The organism is uncultured Mailhella sp., assembly GCF_944324575.1.
GTDB lineage: Bacteria > Desulfobacterota > Desulfovibrionia > Desulfovibrionales > Desulfovibrionaceae > Mailhella.
This window is the reverse complement of record NZ_CALUWV010000179.1, coordinates 1-22491: the sequence shown is the minus strand read 5'-3', so window position 1 is coordinate 22491 and position 22491 is coordinate 1. Positions and strand designations below refer to the sequence as shown.

Sequence of the window (22491 nt, the reverse complement as noted above, 5' to 3'; positions counted from 1 at the left end):
TCATGGACGGCCCTCGCGATGCCGTGCTGCGCAAGCTTCAGGAGCGGCAGGACACAGCAAGGGGACGGCATATGCAGAGCTCGCAGGGAACGCATCCGGCGGATCCCGCCCGCGCAGAAGGGACAACGGCGAAATCTACCATTCAGAGGTCGGCCCAAAAATCATCGGAACCTGCAGGCAGATGACGGGCCTCCTTGCCTTTTTCTGTTATTCTTAATAAGGGATTTCAGTGTATTATGGATATGGAAAAGAAAAATATTCCCGGCGGAACGTCGGGCATGAGCCAGATTACGGAGGAGTTTGGAGGCCCTTCCGTTCCCGGGGAAAAGCCGACCGCTCCTCGACCTGCGCAGAGTCTTTTTGAACCGGCAGTCCTTTCCAGCAAGCTGCTTCCCGAAGATCTGCCTTATGCTGCGGAAGTGGAGGCCGCTCTTGCCAGACGTCCCACGAAAGGCGCCCGATGGTTGTCCGTCGGGGTTTTCGTCTTCTTCGTCGTATTCCTCATCTGGGCCAGCATCGCCACGCTTGACGAGGTGACCCATGCGGAAGGGCAGGTCGTTCCTTCCTCCCGTACGCAGATCATTCAGAATCTTGAGGGCGGCATTTTGAGCAGCGTGGAAGTGCATGAAGGCCAGATCGTCGAAAAAAACGACGTTCTGGCCCGCATCAACAATGAAATGGCGGAAAGCAACGTGCGCGACATGTTGTACAAGGCCATGGAAAATCTGATATCCATTCGCAGACTGCGCGCTTCCGTCTCGGAAACTCCGCTCACGTGGCCCGATGACATGAAGGCCTGGCTGGAGCGGGGAATAGGCTATACGCTCACCGAGGACCAGATGGAACAGGGGCGCAATCTCACGCAGGTTCAGCAGGAAACGTTTGTCGTGCAGGAGCGTCAGCGTCAGTCAGAGCTGGACGTGCTCAAGGCACAGTCCGAACAGCGCCGTCAGGAGGTCAAGGAGCAGCTTGCGAGAAAGGAGCAGCTCTCCCGGAGTCTCTCCCTCATCCATCAGCAGTTGAACATGGCCTCTTCCCTTCTGGCCAAGCGCAGCTATTCGCGTGCGCAGTATTTGGAACTTCAGGAACGCGCCGTGCAGACTCAGGGCGAAATCAATACCCTTGAGGTGTCCATTCCACGGGCGGAAGCCGCCGCCAGTGAGGCAGAGCACAGAATATCTCTGCGCAAGGCAGAGCTTGACGCCGCGCTCATGGAGGAAATCAACAAGCGCAGTCTGGAGCTTGCCTCGCTTCGTGAAAGCCTTTCCGCCGGCAGTGACCGGGTGACTCGAACCGAGCTGAGGTCTCCCGTTCGCGGCACAATACAGAAGATATACATCAATACACTGGGCGGTGTGGTCAAGCCCGGCGAACCCATTATGGAAATTGTTCCGCTTGACGATACGCTTCTTGTGGAAGCCCGGGTGCGTCCACAGGACGTGGCCTTTCTGCATCCCGGTCAGAAAGCCATGGTCAAGGTGTCGGCCTATGATTTTTCCATCTATGGCGGACTCGACGGTGTGCTGGAACAGATCAGTGCCGATACCATGGAAGATAAACGGGGAGAATTTTATTATCAGGTCAAGGTGCGCACTCCCCAGACCGCCATTGTATATCGTGGAGATTCTCTGCCCATCATGCCGGGTATGATGACGACCGTGGACATCATGACCGGGAAAAAAACTGTACTGGATTATCTTTTAAAACCCATACTTAAGGCAAAGCAAAATGCCCTGAGGGAAAAATAATGCCACTGGCATATTATCTTATTCTTGATTTTTCATGGAGGTGAACGGTCATTAGTTGCTTTATATAAAAATAATATATACTATAAAATGAATATAAGTTCTTGCTTTGTGATGATAGCGTTTAATTATTACAGCTTGACGATACATGGAGATTTAGTATGATAATAAGTGACCGATTCAACCATGCAAGGTGGGCTCTTGCATGGAAACGGCATGGTTATATTTTTAAAGCATAACCTTTTGTTTTGATGGAGTTTTTTCTATGTCTCTCTCAAGTTTTGCAAGATTTTCGTCGCGGCGTTCGCGGGGGCTTCTGTCGAAAGCTTTTCCTCTGCTTTTCATTTCAGGCTGTCTTGGAGCAATGCTGTGTTCCCCCGCAGCCTTTGCTGCGGGAAAGGACGAAGCGATCCCTCTGAAGGAATCCATCGAAGCCATGCTGCGGAACAACAACTCACTGAAGGCCATTCAGGAAAACAGGACGGCTGCGGGCTATGAAGTGGATCGTGCCAAGGCGGGATATGGACCTCGTGTCGACCTTACGGCAAGAGGCGGCTTCGGAAAGCTTACCGACAGCACTACGCGCTCGTACGGCTATAATGAGGTCGCTCCCTATTCTTCCGCATCGTTGCTTGTGACTCAGCCGCTGTGGGACGGCTGGGCGACTCGCGGACGGGTACGCGAGGCGGAAGCTACCTATCGCTCTCTCGACCATCGGGTGCTGGACAATGCCAATTCTCTGGCCCTTGATGCCATTATAGCGCACGTGGATGTCTTGCGTCGCCAGCAGATCTATCAGCTTGCTCAGGACAACGTGGCCCGTCACGAAGAAATTCTTGAAAAAGCCCGCGCCCGTGAAGCACAGGGTGTCGATACCATGGCAGATGTTTCTCAGGCTCAGAGCCGTCTCGCCCGTGCCCGTTCTACTCTGACAGAAGCCCGTGCGTCTCTGCGTATAGGGGAGGATACCTATACCCGCTTGACCCGGCACTCTGCCATGGCGCTCGGTCCTGTGAACATGCCCGCAAAAATGTTTCAGAGTTCTGAAGAGGTTCTCAAGGCGGCTCAGAAAGCCAATCCCAAGGTTGCCGCGTATCTTGAGGACGTGAAGGCCGCTACGGCGGTCAGAGAGCAGGTGCGTTCTGCCTACAGTCCGTCCCTCAGCATTGAAGCCGGTCCGTCCTATTCCGATCGTGATGGTAAGAGCGAACTGTGGACGGCGGAAGTGGGGGTTGCCGCTGTTGTTCGGTGGAATCTTTTCAACAGCGGTGCCGATGTTGCGGAAAGCAAGGCCGCTGCCGCCCGCATCCGTCAGAGCCGGCGAGTGCTTTATGACTATATGGATGATCTGAAGCTCAGCGTCGAAGAAAGCTGGACGGAATTTCTTTCTGCGCAGAAACAACTGGAGCATTACCGTGAAGCCATTGAGTACAACAAGACGACACGCAATGCTTATGAAGAGCAGTTTGTCATGGGTGAACGCAGTCTTCTGGACGTGCTGGACGCCGAAAACGAACTGTTCAATTCTTCCACTCAGGCCGCTACGGCTCTTGGCAACACGCTCATTGCGGCCTATCGAATGAAGGCTCTTGCCGGGGATCTTCTGCCCTGCTTCAATATCAGTACCGAAGCACTCAAGGTCACGCCTCATGACAGTGAGCCTCTTGATCATCTGACCATGCCGGAGTAGAGTTGCGGATCTTACTGGCCGGAGAATGAATGTTCTCCGGCCTTTTTATTCTTGATGCAGACCGGATAAGACCGTACCGTGATGAGATCCATGTCATTTTTGCGGTAAGCAAACTGCCGGGAGAGTTGAAAAGTTCATGAGTATCGAGGCACATGCCGTTAGTGTCGGGCGCCGAAGAGCGCGTGCACTGTGTGCAGCTGGTATCATGGCTATTTTTTTTGTTTTTGCCCCTCCCGCACTGGCCAAACCCAGACTGTTCGGAACCGTTGAGTTTCAGATGGATTTGAAAAAGCAGCAGAACTGGCTTTCGGCTCTGGAGCGTAACAGAAAAAATCCGATTTTTTTCGATGAGAAACGGTTTAATTCATCTACGCTTTGGAAGGATCTGAAAAAAAAGGCAGCGGGACATCCGTTGCCTGAGAAGTTGAATATAGTTAATAAGTTCTGGAATTTATGGCCTTATCGTACTGACCAGGAAATATATGGAAAGCCGGATTACTGGGCAGCGCCATACCAGTTTCTGTCAAAGTCGGGGGATTGCGAGGATTATTGTATTGTCAAATATTTTACATTGAAGGAGCTAGGGGTTCCCATAGATGATATGCGCATTGTTGTGGTGAAGGAAACTATCCGCAATATTGGTCATGCCGTTCTTGCTGTATACTCCGGCGACAAGATTTATATTTTGGATAATCTGTCGGAGGCTGTTCGTCCTGCGGAAAGAGTAAGAAACTATGTGCCGCAGTTTTCAGTAAACGAGAAACATCGCTGGGTTCATATTAAAGCTCGTTGATGAAGTTTTCAGCGTTGCAAGCCACGTCAAAAATAAAGAATCCCCATGGGATGGAGGAGTGCGATGAACAGCCGTGAGAACGCTGGGTATTCCGGTCTTTCCAAAAAATCAGCGCTTCTGGCAGCGATATGTCTTGCCCTTGTTTCGGGGGGCGTAGCCCTGTTTTTTTGTTTTTCACAGCTTGAAAGTCGACGCGTTGAAGTTCTGCAGCGCTATGAGCAGGTTGTGAACGGATGGCTTAATGCGGCAGGGCAGGCCATTGATGTCTGGAATACGGACACGAGGAAGCTTCGGCTTCGGGTAAGCGAGTCGGAGACCTATCGCCTTTTTTCCTCGGACCTCTTTGGACTGGACAAACTGGTGACAGGAGCCATCAACAGTGCCGATCAGGGAGTCAGTCTGTCTGGACCTGCCGCCGTGCTTTCTGAGGAAGTGCCTGCCATTCGGCGCATTCTCCTGGACTTCATGAACTATAACGGCCTGCAGGATGCCCGCCTTGTCAACAGGGAGGGGCAGACCATCCTGTCCGCACTCAGCACGCCTGTGCCCCTGACTCCTGTTCAGAGTTCGGCTGCTCAGCAGACCATGAAGACAGGTAAAACGGTTTTTCTTCCCGTCAGAGGAAGTGTCAACGGCTTGATTCTGGATGTATTTGAGCCCGTTTATGACTTGGATACTCCCGACAAATGTGTGGCAGTGTTCATGTCTTCCATGCCAGTGCTCAGCAAGGTGACCCAGTTCATTGCCCGTCCGAAGCAGAACGACATGTCTACGGCCACCATGGTCCAGCATACGGACGGCGGCTGGGAAAGAATGCAGGTGCCTTCTCCCGTCCCGCTGGAGCCGGAGCTGCAGAAGGCGCTGGCGGATGATCAGGGAAGGCTGCCCTTTGCCCTTCGCAAGAGTGTTTCCGAGATGGGCGGTATGGTCTATTCCATGTCGATATTCATTCCTTCGCTGAACTGGAGTCTTGTTTATGAAACGCCGGAATCAACGGTGGAGGGAATGATTTTTCGGGCAGAAATTCCCATATATGCCGTGGGCACGTTGGGCTGGCTGAGCTTTATGCTGCTGTGTGCGCTTTTGTGGTGGATAGGCTTCGGACGCCAGCAGCGCGCCGTGGCCTCTGAACTGCAGCGTCTTCATCAGATTGTTTCCAGACAGAAGGAACTGCTGGACAGCGTCAATGTTTCTCTCGACATCGGCCTTTTCATGGCGGACGTTAAAGGGCAGATACGATTTTGTAATCCTGCACTTGCCGGCATTCTCGACAAGGAAGAGCAGGAAATCAGCGAGCAGATGCTTTTTAACTGTTTTCCCGTCGATGCGGCGACCACTCTTCTTGAGCGCATTCGCCATGTAGCCATCAATAATAAGGCAGAGGGATGCGAAATATACTTGGAAAAGAATGGGGAAAAGCGTCTCTATCGCGTCACTCTTTTTCCTTTTCTTGATTCCAGTGAGGAACATATGCGGAGCAGTATCCGCGGTGCCGTAGTCAGTATGAAGGATATTACGGAATTTAGACGTCAGAGTGAACGTATGCGCCAGAGACAAAGAAGTCTCATTGAAGCCTTTACACGGGCTGAGGAAAGTGTCGATCCGTATCTGGCCGGTCATTCTCATCGGATGGCTAAACTCGGCGAGCTGGTTTCGGCGAGCATGGGCCTGACGGAAGATGCTAAAAATACCGTAGTCATGGGAGCTTTGCTGTCTCAGGTCGGCAAGTTGTTTATTCCCCGGGAGTTGCTGACGAAGAAAGGCAAGCTTACGTCTGAGGAGCTGCGCCAGGTTCATCAGGCTCCGGAGCATGCGTTTCGTCTGATGGAAAGCGTGGATTTTGATTTGCCCATAGCCCGGGCTCTTCATGAAATGTATGAGCATATGGATGGCTCTGGATATCCTCAAGGTCTTCGGGGAGATAATATACTTCCTGAGGCGCGCATTCTTTCCGTGCTCAATGCCTTCTGTGCCATGGTCAGTGCGCGTTCTTATCGAGAGGGAATGAATGCGGACAAGGCTGTTGAAGAGCTGATGAATAATGACTGCTTTGATCAGGCGGTCGTCGAGCATTTGAACAACGTATTGAAAACTCCAGAAGGCATACTCGCCACACGTTCTTGAAGCAGTCAAAAAGAGGGAGGATCAAATCCTCCCTCTACATGACGGCTGAACAGTGTGGCAACGAGATTTGACCGAGGTATTTTTTTTGAAGGAAAAATATGTTTTTTTTATAGTATAGTATATTCTTCTATGTATTAAATTTTGTTAATTACATATTTTTTGTTGATAAATATTATGAATGACTTTATAATGACAGACTTGTATCAGTCGTATTTTTTATATTATAAATATATTATAGTTTCATTTATTGATGTAATAAAATGTGAATGGGGAAATATTTAATGAATAAAGATATTTGTTGGATTGGTGTGGTTATATAATATGTAATATATAAAGTATGATAAATATTTTTATGATATACTTTTGTTATAAAAAGTATAAGTATATATTTCTGATCGATGACAGTTTGAGTACTGTTTGAGTGTGATACTGTTTGATTGGCGGGTAAATTTTTCGATCAGAAGTAAATGTATAACGTATTTTTTGACTCAGAGGTGAATAAATGGTTCAATCATTGATGAATGATCAAAAAAAAGGAACGTTGCTAATTGTTGATGATGATGCAATAAATAGAGAAATACTCGATAATATTTTTTCTTCTTTTTATATCATAGAGCAGGCTGAAGATGGAAAGTTGGGACTCAAGAGTATTCTTGATTCACCGGAAAATTATTGCGCTGTTTTGCTAGACGTGGTTATGCCTGAAATGGATGGATTGCAAGTGCTTCGCAGATTGAAACAGGAATCGTTGATGGATAAGATTCCTGTATTTTTAATTACGGGAGAAGCAAGCGATTCCGTTATGAAGGAAGCCTATGGCTTGGGGGTAATGGATGTTATCAGTAAGCCTGTTGTTCCGTATATTATACAGCGTCGTGTTAATTCTGTCATAGAACTGTTTCGAGCGCGAAAAATTCTTGGAAATAAAGTTGAAGAACAGCAGTCGGAGCTGCTGATTCAGGCCAACAAAATCATTCGCTTGAATGAAGGAATGATAGAATCTCTGGCAACTGCCATTGAATTCCGCAGTGGCGAGTCCGGGGAACACGTACGACGCATTCATGATATCACTAAATTTCTTCTTTCTCAGACGGACTTGGGAACAGGATTGAATAAACAGGACATAGAGCATATTGCTCTGGCGTCAATCATGCATGATGTGGGTAAGATCGCTATTCCAGATGCTATATTGAACAAGCCAGGCAGACTTACTCCGGAAGAGTTTGAGATTATAAAGACGCATACTGTACAGGGGGCTTTTCTTCTGGAAAAGATTCCGCAGCTTCGGGAGCATGAATCGTACCATTATGCTTATGACATTGCGAGGCATCACCATGAACGATGGGATGGGAGAGGCTATCCTGATGGACTGAAGGGAAATGAGATTTCCATTTGGGCGCAGATTGTTTCTCTTGCCGACGTTTATGACGCTCTTGTCAGCAAGCGCTGTTATAAAGGAGTCTTTCAGAGAGATGAAGCTCTCAGCATGATTCGTGAAAATAAGTGTGGAGTATTTAACCCTCTTCTGCTTGATCGCTTTTTTGCCGTGGAAGAGGAGATTGCCCGAATGTACTACCCCAGTAAAAAGGAGAATGACTGATGAATGCCGATATAAGAGAGCTTTTACTCTCGGGAGGAATTGATATCGACGCCATGCTTGATCGTTGTATGGGAAATGAAGCGCTTCTCGAGCGTCTGTTAAAAAAATTTCCTGTCGATCGAAGTTACTCTTATCTTGTAGAAGCATTGCAAAATGGCGATGAGAATGCTGCTGTAGATGCTTCTCATACATTAAAAGGTGTAGCAGGAAATTTATCTATAAAAGATCTATATACATTGGTTGATTCTCAAGTACAGGCTCTTCGCAATCATAATATGGATGCAGCATTATCTATAATGCCAGATATAACATTGAAATATAACAATGCTGTTAATGCAATACAAAGAGCTTTTAATTGATAGTGAAATATTTTGTTGATGTTTTTATGTGTATATAATTATATATTTATATATTGTGAAAAGCTGTAACGCCATTTTATGTATGGTATAATCAGTATGGGAAATAGTTATGAGTGATACAAAGAATTATTTTTTTCCTGTCAGTGTGTTTTGTATTTTGATCTGCATATGTGTTTTTGTGTGTAGTTCATTTTTTATGATTCATCAGGGAATCAATGCAAGAAACACATTGAGTTCTATATATATGAATGCAATGAATTTTCAAATGAAACTTCATTTCCGTTCAATTGTTGAACTTAAAATTAAACAGGCTGAAGAAATTATTAATAGATATCCTCCTGAAAACTTTGAAAATTTTGATTATAAATTAATTGATAATTTAAATACAAGCGCAAAGATAAGAGAATTTACATATCTTGCATTGTATTCAACTGATGGATACGGTGAAGTATTACTGGGTGATAATGTAACAATAATTGATAAGGATGCATTTATTCATGCTTTGAATTCCGGAGAGAAAAATGTCGCTTCTGGAATTTCGGAATCCGGTAAAGAATTGGTAATTCTTGGGGTTTCTGCAGGGTATCCTTTGAAAAATGGATATCCCATGCGAACTGGCAAGACTTGTACCGCTTTAGTCGTAGGAATACCTCTGGAACGTATCAGTGAGATGCTTTCACTTGATATGGATGAAAGCATGGTATTTTCGCATATTATTCGTAAAGATGGAAGTTTTGTTTTAAAAAATGCATCTGTGAGAGAAAATAATTATTATGAATGGATTGTTAAAGAAGCAGAATTTGAAGAAAATACTGCACATGAAATTATCAATTCACTTGAATATAATATAGAAAATAATAATAATTATACAATATTTTTGAAAGTAAATGATGAACGACATCATGTATATTGTTCACCGCTGCCAAATTCTGAGTGGTATCTTGTCACGGATATGCCATATGGGGAACTGGATAAGATAATTGCTCATTTGTGGAGTCAACGTATATATACGACTATATGGGCTGTTTTTTTATTCCTGTTGCCATTACTGGTCATGTTTCTTTTTTACTTCAGAATGTCGAGAAGACAGATTTTGGAGCTTGAAAAGGCGAAAGCGGAAGCAGACAGAGCCAGCAGGGCCAAGAGCGAGTTTTTGTCTAATATGAGTCATGATATTCGTACGCCGATGAATGCCATTGTCGGCATGACGGCAATGGCGTCTGCAAATATTGAAGATTCCGCTCTGGTTCAGGATTGTCTGAAAAAAATTACGCTGTCCAGTCGTCATTTGCTTGGTTTAATAAATGATGTTCTGGATATGTCAAAAATAGAAAGTGGAAAGCTTTCTTTGAATATGGATACCGTTTCCTTACGAGAAGTCATGGAGGGGGTAGTTGGTATCGTTCAGCCTCAAATCAAATCAAAAAAGCAGCACTTTGATATTCACATTCATAATATTCAAACAGAAAATGTGTATTCTGACTCCGTGAGATTAATACAAGTACTATTAAATCTTCTTTCAAATGCAATTAAATTTACTCATGAGGGTGGAAACATTCAGATAAATCTTTACCAAGAAGATTCCAAACTGGGAGAATCTTATATATGTACACATTTTATTGTAAAAGATAATGGTATAGGAATGACAAATGAATTTCAAAAAAGAATGTTTGAATCATTTGTCAGAGAAGACAATGCTCGTGTACATAAAACAGAAGGGACTGGACTTGGAATGTCCATTGTAAAATATATTATTGATGAAATGAATGGGACAATAAAAATTAATAGCGAGCGTGATAAAGGAACAGAAATACATATTTCCATTGATATGAAAAAGGTCAATGATCATGAGCATGAAATGAAACTTCCAAGTTGGCATGTTCTCGTGGTTGATGACGATGAAGATCTTTGTCGGACGGCTGCGGATTCTTTAAAAGAAATGGGAGTGAATGTAGACTGTGCCACGAGCGGTCATGAGGCCGTTTCAATGGTAGAAAGTAAGCACAGAGACAACAAAGATTATCATATTATATTAGTTGACTGGAAAATGCCGATTATGGATGGAATTAGTACAGCAAGAGAGATAAGAAATGTTTTAGGAAATACTGTTCCTGTTATAATTATGTCGTCATATGATTGGAGTAACATAGAAAAGGAGGCTCGTGAGGCCGGAATTTCAGGATTTATTTCAAAACCATTGTTTAAATCTACGTTGTTTCATGGAATGAAGCCTCTTGCGGACGGCAAGGTCTTGTCACTGCCAAAAGAAGAATGTCATCTGGACTGGTCAGGAAAACGTATTCTTCTGGCTGAGGACAATGAATTGAACTGGGAGGTTGCCAACGCGCTTCTCGGAGAGTTCGGTTTTTCTCTGGACTGGGCGGAAAATGGGCAGGTTTGTGTGGATAAGTTCAAAGAGTCCAGTCTCGGGTATTACGACTTGGTGCTCATGGATATTCGAATGCCGGTCATGAATGGCTATGAGGCTGCCAGAACGTTGAGATCCTTGAACAGATCGGACTCTACTGTGCCCATTATTGCCATGACTGCCGATGCATTTTCTGAGGATATCCGGCAATGCCTGGAAAGCGGTATGAACGCCCACATCGCAAAGCCCCTGGACATTAAGAATGTATTGCGTGTTATTCAAAAATTCATGCCGTAGTCACGTCGTGCTCGGAGTTTCTTCTCAGTAAATACGGCAGGAAGGAGATTTTTCGGGAGACAGGAAGAGGAAATTTCGACAAAAATCATTTCAACCATACGTTTGTTGCCTTAGTCTCCGCATCTGTTTTTTCATGAGGAAAAGTATCGTCAAACAATCGTCATGAGACCTTCATGCTGACGTCATCATGCCTGTCTATGTTGACAACGTATCTGATGTTCTTTGATGAAGTTCCGTACTTTGTCAGAAAGGCTCACAAGGAGGTCTTATGCTTGTCAGTCACAAACATGGTGGACGTTGGCGCATTGTTGCCACGATGCTGCTGACGCTTACGTTCTCTTCCGTTTGGAATGTAGATGCGTATGCAGAGGTTATTCAGATCGTTTATACCTCTGATCAGCATTATGGTATTACCAGAAAAACATTTCGAGGAGAAAAGCAGGTTTCCGCCACGAAAGTCAACGCGGCTCTTGTCGAGTCCATCAACAAGCTTCCCGGGCTGGATCTTCCGCCCGATGGAGGCGTCATGTCGGGAAAGCCCGTGGGCTGGATAGACTATGTCATTTCTACAGGTGATATTGCCAACAGAATGGAAGGCTCCAAGGAGAAGGCTCCCATGACGGCAACGGAATGCTGGGAAGTATTCATGTCTCAGTACGGCAAAGGGCTGACAGTCAAGGACAAGGATGGCAAGCCTGCCGAGCTTCTGGCTGTTCCCGGCAATCATGATATGACGAACGCCGTAGGATTCTTCAGGGCCATGTATCCGGCGAAGGATGATGGTGCTCTGCGGGCCATGCATGAAAGAGCTTCGGGCAAGAAAACGGATGCTTTTGATCCTTATGCGCAGCGGGTCGTGCTCAGCAGAGAAAAGGGTGGCCTGCATCTTCTGCTCATGGGCATCTGGCCGGATGTCGCCAGTCGTGCCTGGATGGATCAGGAATTGAAGAATATGCCGAAAGGCCAGCCTGCATTGTTGTTCACTCATATGCCGCCGGATGTTACTGCCAATCGTTTGACAAATCCCAACGGCAATCATGACATCAATGCCAAGGATAAGTTTGAGAACCTTACTCCCGACGTTTCCAGTGTGCGTACGATAACGGAGCGTCCTGTTCGCGAGCACCGTGAACTTGAAAAATTTCTGGAAACGCATCCCTCTATTCGGGCCTACTTCCATGGGCATGAAAACTTCAACGAGAGCTATAATTGGCAGGGCCCTGACTATACCGTTTCTCTGCCCGTGTTTCGAGTTGACTCCCCGATGAAGGGCGATGTTTCCGCTGGGGATGAAACGGAACTTTCCTTCCTGCTGATTTCAGCGGATACGGATACCGGAAAAATGACGGTTCGTGAGGTCATGTGGAATACCAACGCTAAGGATTTGACTACTTGGGGACAGACCAGAACCGTGCCGCTGACTTTTACCAGCGCAGAAAAGTAGAGTGTTTCACCGGCGATGCCGGCTGAAACAGAGGAAAACAGGCCATGCCTTCTGTGGAAGAAACATGGCCTGTTTTCTATTAATGGGGGTTTGTGCATTCTGCGGAGCAGTCTGTTTAATAACATTTTTTAGAAAAAGTCGGCACTCTCGGCCTATTAAAAGATGGTTGTCTTTTGCAAATGTTAACTTCTGCTGTTTAGAGAAGATATTGTTGGATTATTTTACCCATTAAAAATATATTTTTACATCTTAAAGCATCTTCATGAAATGCATACTCGACAGTTTGACATTCCCATAGACCTGTATACCCAGCAGTCCATGCTGCTACGCTTTATCGACGAGGGATCAGCGTACCCATAGTTACTTGGTAAGCGGCATTTTTCGTTGCAAAAGCAGGATGTTTTGACGGAAATTCCAGTAAAATTATGCCTTTCTCAACCTGAGAGAACGATGAGTGTACAGCGAAACTGTCTGGATGACGGGATTATACTCATGAAGGCGGCAAGGAAAGAGCTTGAAAAAGGGAAAAATGAGCTGTTTAAAGTCGTTGTTGCGGAGATATGCCGTGGGCGAACCTCGGATATAGTCCCATCTTATAAGGAAGATGCCAGAATCAGAGCAGGCGAAAAACAGCATAGCCGTCCGGAATCTGAAACGATCATCAATGTCGATGAGGGAAAGTATTCTTTTCAGAAAGGAGAAAGGAAGCTTTTTACTTTTGAACGTTTCTGAATATGAGTCGTGAGAGCAGTTGCGCTCTGCGGAAACTACGGAGGGAGATTTTCTAAATATTGCAACTTGTAAATCTTGGGCGTACAAGCGAAAAAAACAGTGAGGAGTTGCGGCAGCAGAAAAAATCCTGAATTTTTTACCAGGGAGAAATCACAGCATGGCGACGAGTAAAATGGATACGGATACGGTGATATCAAAAGAGAGCAAATACTTTTGCAGGCATGGAAAGCCGGATGGCTCGCTGGTGATCTGCGATAAGGCGTGTGAAGAAACAGGTGCCTGGCCGGCATGGGCAACAGCTGAAAAGGATGGTTATATCATTACCCCATGGTACTGTGAGAATCAGTGCGCATGGAGAATGAGGAGCAAAAAACATTCCTAAGAGTATGCGTTTTTTGCTGCTCTGCGGAACTGACAAATATTCGCTTGTCCCGTACTCTGAGAGAACCGTGAGTAAAGTCGGACTGTATTCAGATTTTTTAGTTTGCCATGACTACTTGAAAGAACATGCTGTCCATGGAGCAGTATAAGCTGAAGGTTTGCAGGGAGCCATGCTCATATATCTGGGGCCTGGCCGTCGTGTGCGTACCATTGACATTCTGTAAGTGCCATATGAGTGAATATGGCTTGGAAGGAGGACTGCTCCGGACTGCAGGCATAGAGTCCAAACTGGATTTCATCCTTGGCATCAAAAAGATGACAGATGCGCATTTGATGAAAAATTTTTCCGTCTTCTGAGCACTCAATGCAGAAGTCGTCTTCTCTGCGGCTCAGTCGATACCACATGGATGTTATATTTGCGGAAATTTCGGTAGTGGCCCAGTCGGAATATCCATGATTCGTTACCACACTCCCCAGATGCTGAAACTTTTCGTTTTCATATTCAATGGAGGCTTTTAACCAGTTTTCGCTGTCCAGATACAGTACTATGCCACATTGATCAAAGCGATGCCGTTTTTCAGAAAATTCGGTTTTCACAATGAATGAAAAGAATTTTTCAGTTGTGACATCTGCAAAAGGGGCGCATTATCATTGCGGAAATGGTAATAGGTTCTTTGCCATAAGCCAGTTTGAGGCTCGGTAGTAATCGCAATTCTATCCTGAGTGATTTCATAGTAGTGAGGGGCTCTTGTCCACTGCAGACTGTTGACGTCGAATTTCATATTTTTTCCTTAAAAATAAAAGGTACTTTATGCCACCCATTGAACAGGCGTTAAACCAGAATGCGGCGTAAACTTTTTGAGTTTCCAGAGGGGCGGAAAACAGGTCGTCGGATCACGTCGAAGCTGAAGTTGCCGCATGACGAGAGGAAAGGTACTCTTTAAACAACTATATGGCTAGCGGTTTTTTATGAAAAATTTTCACTTGATTGTTTTAGTTTCTTTGGTGAGGCGGCTATATCTCTGAACTGTTTTTCAGGTAATCCTGCTGCTGCGTTTTTATTGATAATCTTCAGGAAGCAGAAAAGGATTCCCTCATGAGCAACAGGTTTTCTTTGGCGTGCTGGATTTCCGGCCCGAAACTGGGGGACGGAAACATATGCACAGGTTACACTTGGTGCAGAAGTGCAAAGCGGTATTCCTGCCGGATGTCGGGATACTTCTTCTTATCTGCCTTTGACATGAACATATCGAGAGCTCTTGCGAATACACCTTGAGTGTATCTTCATCGTGCAGGTGTCGAGAGCCTCATGGATGACGAGAGTTTCTCTTGTCTCGGAATGCTTGGCATATCCAAGAAACCTGTAGGTGGATATGGGAGAATCGGCAGGATAGCATTCATGCTTGGAGTGCCGAACGATGTCGCCGGGGTTGAAGAGATACGAAAGTCTGCCACTTTATAGGGAGACATGGCAGTATGTTAGTCATATGGTTGTTATCAGGAAACGGAAAGGATGGACTGTATTGCGACAAAGGAGACTAAAAATGCTGACGCTTTCAGCAGCGCCAGCATTTTTAGTCAGACAGGACAGATAAGTATCAGCGAATCAGATACGGAATGCGCACATGCAGAGCCTGTGTGGGACATACGATTTCGCAGGGCAGGCAGTACCAGCATGTCATGTTGCGCTCGATGGGGCGTCCGCAGCCGAGGCAGCGCGACGCTTCGGCCTTGACTTCCTCTTCCGTAAATCCGTCGCCGGAGCATACCACTGGCGCGGCTTCGGGAGAGTCTTCCTGTTCCTCGAAAAGTCCGTGGAAGCGTTCCAAGCCACGGGCAACGCGCTGGTCAGCCTCATAGTCCACGCTGAAGCCTTCCAGAAGGTTGCGGGCGGCATGGGCTGTGCGAACAGCTCCGGCCATGGCTTGCAGAGGGCTCTGCGTATCGTCGCTGATGACGGCAAACAAGTTGTCACGGACAAGTCCGTATTCGTCGGCGCTCATGCCTTCAGCAGCAGTGCCTGTGAGGATGACGGCGTCGAAGTTCTTGCAGAGTTCTTCGACGTTAAAGGCGTCGGTCGTTTCAAATGCTATGTCCATGCCCTTGAGCATGGTCATGGTTTTTTCCAGAACCGACGCGGGCACGCCTTCCACGGAGGGGCAGGACGAAACACTCAAGACGGTGACGGAGTGCCCTCCCATGCGGAGGGAATAGGCGGCCTGAAGGGTGGCCTCATCGCTGCCGGCTACCACGGCTTTTTTGTGGGAGCGGGGCAGACGGCCAGCCGGACCGTACACGGCATCTTCCAGATAGGCGAGGATACCGGTAAAGTTCAGCGAGCCGCCGTTGTGTCCGCGGGAGCAGACACGGGAAGCCGAAGCGTCGCCCCATGCGGCCAGAAAGCCGCCGAAAGGCGTGCAGCGTCGCAGTTCGCGGGCCGCTTCGGTCATTTTTCCCTGAGCGGTAAGGCGAAAAATGCCCTGATAGTTGATGTCCAGCAGGGAAGCCTGACGGCAGGGGGGAAGCACCAGACGAAGATTGTCCATGATGCAGCGGTCAACGCAATTGCCGCAGGCAAGGCATTTGGAAACGTCAATGGCGATATTGCTGTCGTTCATCACAGGGAGACCTCCTCATTCAGTTCCGAAACCCTTACCTTTTCTGCGTTGAGCTTGCCGTCCTTCATCTTGATGACCACATGACACTTCCAGTTTGCGTCGTCGCGCTGGGGGTAGTCGCTGCGGTAGTGGCTTTCCCCCCAGCGGCTTTCTTTGCGGAAGTCTCCGGCAACGGCGGAACAGTCTGCGCAGAGCAAAATGTTTTCCACTTCATAGAGCTTGGAAAGTTCGTGCCCGTTATGTACGGCAACATGCTTGATGTCTTCGCGGAACGTCTTGGACCAGTACTTCCAAAGTTCAAACTTGTGGGCGTTCTTGGGCGACACAAGATAGTCGGCCACCATGCGGCGCACTTTGCGTTCCAGATCATGAACGTCGATGTCGCGGTTTCTGGCCGTGAAACGTTCGTCGAGTTCGGCCTTGACTGCAGCCACGTCGTTTTCGTTGATGGAGGTATCCGGGGCTTCGGCTACATACTTCACGGCCTGTTCCGCGGCAACTTCGCCGAATACGAACGCGCCGGTCAGATGCTGCTTGGCCACGCTGGCCACGTCGCCGGCCGCGTACAGTCCGGGCACGGCGGTTTCCGCGCGTTCGTTGACGCGTATGCCCGCAAGACCGTGTCCTCCGCACAGATAGTATTCCGTGGGCCACAGTTCGATGTCCTGTTTGCGGAAGTCGATGTGACGACCGGCAAAGAAGCGTTCATTGACTGGACGTTCCGTGGTGAACAGCATATGTTCAATCTCGCGGATACGTTCTTCGGGCAGATGGCTGAGCTGAATGTGAACGGGACCGCGGCCCTTGGTGAAGGCTTCGTTCATCACGTTGGTGTTCGTGACTTCGCCTTCCATCAGGATGTTGCCTTCACAGTCGAGCACTCTGCCTCCGCGGGAAACGCAGATGGCCAGCAGCGGCATGTTGGTGTCCTTGATGAGCATGGTGCGCTGGGTGTATTCCATGCCGGTCACTCCGGCACCGGCGCGCAGCGCCATGACGAAGCCGTCGCCGGTGTTGCCGGGATAGTCGTACACTCCGTAGAGATATTCGGAATTGGGCAGGGTAAAGCGGCTCACGCCGCCGGAAGCCACCAGCACGGTCTTGGCCTTACATACGACCATCTGGCCTGTGCGGACGTTCATGCCCACGGCTCCGGCCACGCGGCCGTTGTCCATGAGTAGACGCAGCGCCATTACGCGATTGACAGGACGCGTTCCGAGATCGAGCGCTCTTTTCACCAGCATGGCCTTGAGTTCAGGCTCATCCATGGCCGTTTGGAACTTTCCTTTGACATGATATTTCAGTGTCTTGTACTGGCCGTTCTCATCCTTGGGGAAGGTAACGCCCCAGCTTTCCATTTCCTTGAGCAGGGCATAGGACCGTTCAGCCATGACGTAGCTGGGACCGGCGTCCACCACGCCCGCCGTCATGGCGCGCACGGATTCCAGATAAAGTTCCGCCGAGGTCTGTCCGGGAATGGCCACGATGTTCAGGGCATCCATGCCGCGGGCAATGGAGCCGCCGTATACGATGTCGCTTTTTTCAAAGATGGTGACGTTGAGATCGGGATTCAGCTGCAGGGCATGCATGGCAGCGATACAGCCGGCGCTGCCACCGCCGATGATGAGGAAATCCGTTTCCATGGCTTGCAATTTCATAGAAATGTCCTTGCGTATGAGGTTGCCGGCTCAGGCCTGTTTCTTTTGGCCGAAGCCGTGACGCACGATGTACAGAAGAATTATGGCCACCGTAAGCAGCAGGAATGCGCAGGCGATGTGTCTGTCGAGAAAGACCGTCCAGTCTCCGCGGGAAATGAGCAGGCTCTGGCGCATTTTGTGTTCCAGAAGAGATCCCAGGAAGAAGGCAACGATCATGGTCGGCAGGCTGATTCTCAGCTTGGTCAGTGCATAGCCCAGCACGCCAAAGACGAGCATAAGCCATATATCGAACAGGCTGCTGTTGTTCACGTACGAGCCGATGAGGCAGAACATGGGAACAACGCTGAAGAGCACCGGCTTGGGAATGGAGACCAGTTTTCTTGCACAGCGGATAAAGGCTCCGCCGACAACGAACGTGTAGAGATTGCTGATGAGCAGAACGATGAACAAGGCGTAGAGCAGAGGCGCATTGCTTTCCATGAACTGGGGACCGGGAATGAGCCCCTTGATCATGAAGCCGCCGAGAATGAGCGCCGCAGCAAGGTTTCCGGGAATGCCGAGGGTAACCAGGGGCACGAGGTTGGGGCCGTTCACGGCATTGTTGCCGGCTTCGGAGGCGGCGATGCCTTCTAGGGCGCCCTTGCCGAACATCTCGGGATGCTTGGACTTCTTTTTACTCCAGATATAGCTGAGGTACGCGCCTACCGTCGTACCTATGCCGGGAACGATGCCTACGAACGATCCTATGAGGGTGGAGCGGGCAATGGTGGGAAGACACTGCTTCATTTCGGCAGGAGTAAGTCTGTCAGCATCGGTTCCCCTGGTCGAAAGACGGACTTCTTCCAGCTTCTTGCCGGAGCGGCGGTCCCTGTACCAGGATTCCGCTTGCAGAAGCACTTCGGAAAAGGCCAGCAGACCTATGGCCATGGGCATGATGCCTATGCCTTCCGCCAGTTCAATGAATCCGAAGTTGAAGCGGGGCGTGCCCATTTCCGGATCGCAGCCGACTGTGGAGAGCAGCAGGCCCAGACATGTGGCAATCAGACCGCGGCAAGGGCTGCCGGAAGCGGCAAGACTGATGATGACCAGGGAGAACAGCAGAATCATGCTGTACTCGGGCGGGCCTATGCGCAGAGCGACGGAGGCAACGGGAGCCGCCAGGAATATGAGCACGAGGTCGCTTGCGGTGTCGGCGGTGACGGAGGCGAACAGCGCCGTTTTGAGGGCCTTGCCGCTTTTTCCGCTTTTTGCCAGCGGGTACCCGTCAAACGTGGTGATCATGGCCTGTGGCGTGCCGGGAATGTTGAACAGAATGGCGGGAATGGAGCCGCCGAAGTTGGCACCTTTTGACAGGCCCATAAGCATGGCGATGCCGGGAATGGGGCCGAGGTAGTAGGTGAAGGGCAAAAGCAGCACGATGGCCATGTTGTCGCTGAGCCCCGGGATGGCTCCCATGATGATGCCGAAGGTTACGCCAAACAGAGCCCAGAAGAAGTTCTGCCATTGCAGCACCATGTTCAGGGCTTCCATAAGTTGATCAAACATGTTCTGCTCCTTCTGCCGTACAGATGTTGTCGAATAGACGTTGTGTATGGCTCATGGGTGCTCCTCAGACGAGCAGACCGGCAGGCAGCTGGAAGTTGAGAAACACGGAAACCACCACATAGACAGCCGCAAGCAGACCGGCAGGGGCCAGAATCAGTGTTTTGCCCGTCGTTCGCCGAAAAGAAGCAGAGACAGGACAAGAAAGCAGGCCGTGGACACATAGAACCCCACGAAGCTCACTCCGACGATATAGGCAATAAACAGGCCAAGGACAGGCAGCGTGGAACGCACGAAGGTGCCTGGATCAAAGTTCAGCGGCGTTACGCTCGGCGGCCGACGGACGAGCATGATGAGGGAGGGAACGGCAAGGCCGATCACCGCCAGTCTCGGAACAAATGCTTCATCCGCTCCTTCCGTCTGACCTGGAATGATGACGATCCACATAAGGGCGCACAGGATGAGAAATCCCAGCCCGATCCATCTGTCATTGTTCATGAATACTCCGAAAAACTGAAAGGCTCACTATTTTTTCGCGGTTTTGATGTACTCTACGAGCTTCACGAGGTTCTGAGTGGCTTCGTCAAGCATGGAACGGTATTCCGCGGGAGAAATGAACTTCGGAGTCAGGCCTGCCTTCAGCATGTTTTGCTGAATCTGCGGATCGGCCAGAGCCTGCTTGAGGGCGTTTTCCCACGTGGCGCGGATGTCTTCCGGGGTTCCTTTGGGCAGCACGAAGCCGTAGCTCAGGCTGGCATAGAAGGGATGGCCGAGATCGGTATGCAGCTTGGGCACGTTGGGGATATCGGGAACGTCGCTGAGACCGAGGTTGAGCAGAACGTTCAGTTCTCCCTTGCGCGCAGCCTGATAAGCGGCCGTGCCCACACCGAGTTCACAGGCGTCGATGTGTCCGCCGATGAGATCGGCCGAGGCCTCGCCGCCGCTCTTGTACATGACAAAGTTGATGTCCAGACCGTTTTTGAGCGCAAAGGAGCGGAGCACTTCGGTGGCTTCCTGAGAGGCTCCGCTGCCGACAGATACCTTGCCGGGATGGGCCTTCACATAGTCGATGAACTCCTGCCAGGTCTTGTAGGGCTTGTCGGGTCTGGCGAGCAGAATGCGATCCAGGAGTATGTAGCCGCCGACAAGGGTCATATCGTCAAAGTTGTAGGTTTTATTGCGAAGAAACATCGCGGAAGAAATGCAGGCGCCGACGCCGGGAGCGGAAATGGTATAGCCGTCCGGTTTCGACTTCAGAACGTACTCAAAGCCCGGCATGCCTGCGCCGCCGCCCTTGTTCACGATGACGACCGGCTGTCCGAGAATTTTTTCCAACGGGTTGGCCAGCATACGGACGGTCAGATCACCGGTTCCTCCGGGAGCGAAGCTGACGACGATGGTGACGGGCTTTTCGGGAAAGGCGGCCTGTGCGTCAGGTGCGGTTCCGAAAAGCAGGAGAGTGCCGACGAGTAAGGACGACAGCAGCTTGTTCATAACAGTCTCCAGGTGCGTTGAGTGTTGCCAGATTACTGACGGAAGTCATGCCTGCGGATCATGCCCGTGGATTCGTTGAGCATGTAGCTCAGGCGGAATTCAAAGGGAATTTTGCCGAAGGTATAGGAAACCATGCTCATCTCGAAGCATACGGTGTGGCGCGGACGGCCGAGCGCTTCCTGCACGCGGGCCGGCAATTCCGTGCATATCTGCAGGAACTCGTCGCAGAACACGGTGGAGAGATGGCAGGCTTTTTCCAGAATGAGATAGAGGGGGTATTTCACAAAATCATCGGACGGTATGTCCATAAGCGCGGAGGCCTTGGCATAAGGCAAGTAGGAAACACACCAGGCCAGAGGGAACATGCCGTTTTCATCTCTGCCGAGCAGTGTGCGTCGCACCTGAATTCCACGACTTTTTGGGGAACAGTTCAGATATCTCGCCACGTCGTCCGGCAGCCGGATTTCTTCGACGGCGACTTCACGAGGGAGAATATCGACATCCTTGTCGAACAGGGAGTGACGAGATTTGTAGAAAAACTTGGTCTGACTGCTGGCATAGTCGGAAATAAAGGTACCCTTGCCCTGAATACGGTAGCAGTACCCTGCCTGCACGAGCAGTTCCATGGCCTTTCGCACGGTTCCTACACTGAGCTGATTTTCCTGTGCCAGCTGTCGCTCCGTAGGGAGCTGTTCTCCGGGCTTCCATTGGCCTGAAGAAATTTTTGCCACAAGTTCCCGGTACAGGCGGGCATAGACTGGGGAGAATGAAGAGTCGAGAGCTTGTTTCATATTTTTTTTCCAATTTTGTTTATTGCTATATATAAATAAAGCATTTTTTTTGTCAATGCTCCGGTAAGGGATAAGGCGCGAAGAAAGAAAAAATTAATTAACTATTTATAATAACAAAAAATTAATATATTTCGTCCTGACCGATGAAAGGGATTCGTTAAGGCAAAAAAAGAAAAACTTTTACTTTTTTGATAGTGTCCAGATAACACAAAAGTCTGGAAAATATTGGGAGTAACGTTTTGAGGCTGCCTGCGACTCGGAAGCGAGGGAGACAGAAAGGGAGGACTGCTTTTCCGAACAGCAGGAGAAGAGAGCAAAGCTGGCCAAGCAGCTATTACCAACCGTAACCATTTTTGCTTATTGTAGAATTTTAATACTACGAAACTAGGAGGGAGACAGATACTTCCCATCGCTATGGCTGAAGCGAGGTCTTTTAGGACGGTAGACCTTGCGGTAAGAATTCATTATGACTTTGTACAAGTGTTCCTTGTCTTGAGGAACAGCCAATCCTGATGAAGGCAGGCTTCGTTCCCGCTTAATAGGCTGAACATAAGAGCCTTGGATTTGCTGAAATGTTGGGCTTTGCAGAATTGCAGTTCTGATAACTGCCAGTGTTTTGACGTGCTTGCTGAACAGGGAAGAACCTCCATTCTTGTTACTGGAGAAGAAGGTCCCTCCGTCGAGGTTTTTGATGTCGAAAATAAGCAGCTGACAGATTTCCTCGAAGCGCATACCTGAAAGCAGGCTTTCTGTCACTGAAGAGCGCGTGCAGTTCGTTGTGAGTGAATCCGGTTCTCCTGGTTCCTTTGCGTCGGATATCCTTGTTGGTCATGGCAGGAGGAAAACCGGAATTCA

The 22491-nt window shown here is 48.9% G+C and carries 17 protein-coding genes; 9 read left to right on the top strand and 8 right to left on the bottom strand.

Translation table 11 applies throughout. The annotated features are described in order from the left end of the window. Positions 1–278: 278 nt before the first annotated feature. The 9 genes from Q0J81_RS12230 to Q0J81_RS12190 all read left to right on the top strand — a co-directional run bounded on the left by Q0J81_RS12230 (position 279) and on the right by Q0J81_RS12190 (position 13152). Positions 279–1748 (top strand): HlyD family type I secretion periplasmic adaptor subunit, encoded by a 1470-nt coding sequence (locus Q0J81_RS12230; protein WP_294448242.1) that lies wholly within the window; start codon positions 279–281, stop codon positions 1746–1748. 361 nt (positions 1749–2109) lie between these two features. Then, entirely contained in the window at positions 2110–3435 is a 1326-nt protein-coding gene (locus Q0J81_RS12225; RefSeq protein ID WP_294448239.1) for a TolC family outer membrane protein, read from the top strand. A gap of 136 nt (positions 3436–3571) precedes the next feature. Next, the gene (locus tag Q0J81_RS12220) at positions 3572–4228 is read left to right on the top strand and encodes a transglutaminase-like cysteine peptidase (protein ID WP_294448237.1); all 657 of its coding nucleotides are present in this window, start codon (positions 3572–3574) and stop codon (positions 4226–4228) included. A 63-nt stretch (positions 4229–4291) separates the two neighbouring features. Then, positions 4292–6352 (top strand): HD domain-containing phosphohydrolase, encoded by a 2061-nt coding sequence (locus Q0J81_RS12215; RefSeq protein WP_294448236.1) that lies wholly within the window; start codon positions 4292–4294, stop codon positions 6350–6352. A gap of 502 nt (positions 6353–6854) precedes the next feature. Then, on the top strand, positions 6855–7952 hold the full coding sequence (locus Q0J81_RS12210; RefSeq protein WP_294448232.1) for an HD domain-containing phosphohydrolase: 1098 nt from the start codon (positions 6855–6857) through the stop codon (positions 7950–7952). After that, entirely contained in the window at positions 7952–8311 is a 360-nt protein-coding gene (locus Q0J81_RS12205) for an Hpt domain-containing protein (protein ID WP_294448229.1), read from the top strand. Before Q0J81_RS12210 ends, Q0J81_RS12205 begins: the two co-directional genes overlap by 1 nt. A gap of 109 nt (positions 8312–8420) precedes the next feature. Further along, complete coding sequence (locus tag Q0J81_RS12200; protein WP_294448226.1) at positions 8421–10976, top strand: response regulator; 2556 nt, start codon at positions 8421–8423, stop codon at positions 10974–10976. A gap of 268 nt (positions 10977–11244) precedes the next feature. After that, positions 11245–12420, top strand: a complete 1176-nt coding sequence (locus Q0J81_RS12195; RefSeq protein WP_294448223.1) for a metallophosphoesterase — start codon at positions 11245–11247, stop codon at positions 12418–12420. Positions 12421–12912: 492 nt separating this feature from the next. Further along, on the top strand, positions 12913–13152 hold the full coding sequence (locus tag Q0J81_RS12190) for a hypothetical protein (protein ID WP_294448222.1): 240 nt from the start codon (positions 12913–12915) through the stop codon (positions 13150–13152). A 555-nt stretch (positions 13153–13707) separates the two neighbouring features. Here Q0J81_RS12190 and Q0J81_RS12185 read toward each other — a convergent pair. The 8 genes from Q0J81_RS12185 to Q0J81_RS12155 form a co-directional block, all read right to left on the bottom strand. Further along, positions 13708–14130, bottom strand: a complete 423-nt coding sequence (locus Q0J81_RS12185; protein ID WP_366937532.1) for a DUF1349 domain-containing protein — start codon at positions 14128–14130, stop codon at positions 13708–13710. Then, a complete protein-coding gene (locus Q0J81_RS12355) occupies positions 14127–14315 on the bottom strand; it encodes a DUF1349 domain-containing protein (protein WP_366937531.1) in 189 nt (62 codons plus the stop codon). Before Q0J81_RS12355 ends, Q0J81_RS12185 begins: the two co-directional genes overlap by 4 nt. An 816-nt stretch (positions 14316–15131) precedes the next feature. Beyond that, on the bottom strand, positions 15132–16151 hold the full coding sequence (locus Q0J81_RS12180; RefSeq protein WP_294448220.1) for a hypothetical protein: 1020 nt from the start codon (positions 16149–16151) through the stop codon (positions 15132–15134). After that, entirely contained in the window at positions 16151–17827 is a 1677-nt protein-coding gene (locus Q0J81_RS12175; RefSeq protein ID WP_294448243.1) for an FAD-binding protein, read from the bottom strand. Before Q0J81_RS12175 ends, Q0J81_RS12180 begins: the two co-directional genes overlap by 1 nt. Before the next feature lie 12 nt (positions 17828–17839). Further along, positions 17840–19354 (bottom strand): tripartite tricarboxylate transporter permease, encoded by a 1515-nt coding sequence (locus tag Q0J81_RS12170; protein ID WP_294448219.1) that lies wholly within the window; start codon positions 19352–19354, stop codon positions 17840–17842. 153 nt (positions 19355–19507) lie between these two features. Beyond that, the gene (locus Q0J81_RS12165; protein WP_294448218.1) at positions 19508–19849 is read right to left on the bottom strand and encodes a tripartite tricarboxylate transporter TctB family protein; all 342 of its coding nucleotides are present in this window, start codon (positions 19847–19849) and stop codon (positions 19508–19510) included. 27 nt (positions 19850–19876) lie between these two features. Further along, positions 19877–20845 carry a tripartite tricarboxylate transporter substrate binding protein gene (locus tag Q0J81_RS12160; protein WP_294448217.1) on the bottom strand — a complete coding sequence of 323 codons (969 nt, stop codon included), beginning with the start codon at positions 20843–20845 and terminating at the stop codon, positions 19877–19879. Positions 20846–20877: 32 nt separating this feature from the next. Beyond that, positions 20878–21636 carry a GntR family transcriptional regulator gene (locus Q0J81_RS12155; protein WP_294448215.1) on the bottom strand — a complete coding sequence of 253 codons (759 nt, stop codon included), beginning with the start codon at positions 21634–21636 and terminating at the stop codon, positions 20878–20880. Positions 21637–22491 lie beyond the last annotated feature (855 nt).

What these genes read in the sequence shown, in the direction of transcription:
- Q0J81_RS12160 (WP_294448217.1), bottom strand. Translation starts at nt 20,845, where the DNA reads ATGAACAAGCTGCTGTCGTCCTTACTCGTCGGCACTCTCCTGCTTTTC.
- Q0J81_RS12165 (WP_294448218.1), bottom strand. Translation starts at nt 19,849, where the DNA reads ATGAACAATGACAGATGGATCGGGCTGGGATTTCTCATCCTGTGCGCC.
- Q0J81_RS12200 (WP_294448226.1), top strand. Translation starts at nt 8,421, where the DNA reads ATGAGTGATACAAAGAATTATTTTTTTCCTGTCAGTGTGTTTTGTATT.
- Q0J81_RS12180 (WP_294448220.1), bottom strand. Translation starts at nt 16,151, where the DNA reads ATGAACGACAGCAATATCGCCATTGACGTTTCCAAATGCCTTGCCTGC.
- Q0J81_RS12195 (WP_294448223.1), top strand. Translation starts at nt 11,245, where the DNA reads ATGCTTGTCAGTCACAAACATGGTGGACGTTGGCGCATTGTTGCCACG.
- Q0J81_RS12205 (WP_294448229.1), top strand. Translation starts at nt 7,952, where the DNA reads ATGAATGCCGATATAAGAGAGCTTTTACTCTCGGGAGGAATTGATATC.
- Q0J81_RS12355 (WP_366937531.1), bottom strand. Translation starts at nt 14,315, where the DNA reads ATGAAATTCGACGTCAACAGTCTGCAGTGGACAAGAGCCCCTCACTAC.
- Q0J81_RS12170 (WP_294448219.1), bottom strand. Translation starts at nt 19,354, where the DNA reads ATGTTTGATCAACTTATGGAAGCCCTGAACATGGTGCTGCAATGGCAG.
- Q0J81_RS12215 (WP_294448236.1), top strand. Translation starts at nt 4,292, where the DNA reads ATGAACAGCCGTGAGAACGCTGGGTATTCCGGTCTTTCCAAAAAATCA.
- Q0J81_RS12225 (WP_294448239.1), top strand. Translation starts at nt 2,110, where the DNA reads ATGCTGTGTTCCCCCGCAGCCTTTGCTGCGGGAAAGGACGAAGCGATC.
- Q0J81_RS12230 (WP_294448242.1), top strand. Translation starts at nt 279, where the DNA reads ATGAGCCAGATTACGGAGGAGTTTGGAGGCCCTTCCGTTCCCGGGGAA.
- Q0J81_RS12210 (WP_294448232.1), top strand. Translation starts at nt 6,855, where the DNA reads ATGGTTCAATCATTGATGAATGATCAAAAAAAAGGAACGTTGCTAATT.
- Q0J81_RS12220 (WP_294448237.1), top strand. Translation starts at nt 3,572, where the DNA reads ATGAGTATCGAGGCACATGCCGTTAGTGTCGGGCGCCGAAGAGCGCGT.
- Q0J81_RS12190 (WP_294448222.1), top strand. Translation starts at nt 12,913, where the DNA reads ATGAAGGCGGCAAGGAAAGAGCTTGAAAAAGGGAAAAATGAGCTGTTT.
- Q0J81_RS12155 (WP_294448215.1), bottom strand. Translation starts at nt 21,636, where the DNA reads ATGAAACAAGCTCTCGACTCTTCATTCTCCCCAGTCTATGCCCGCCTG.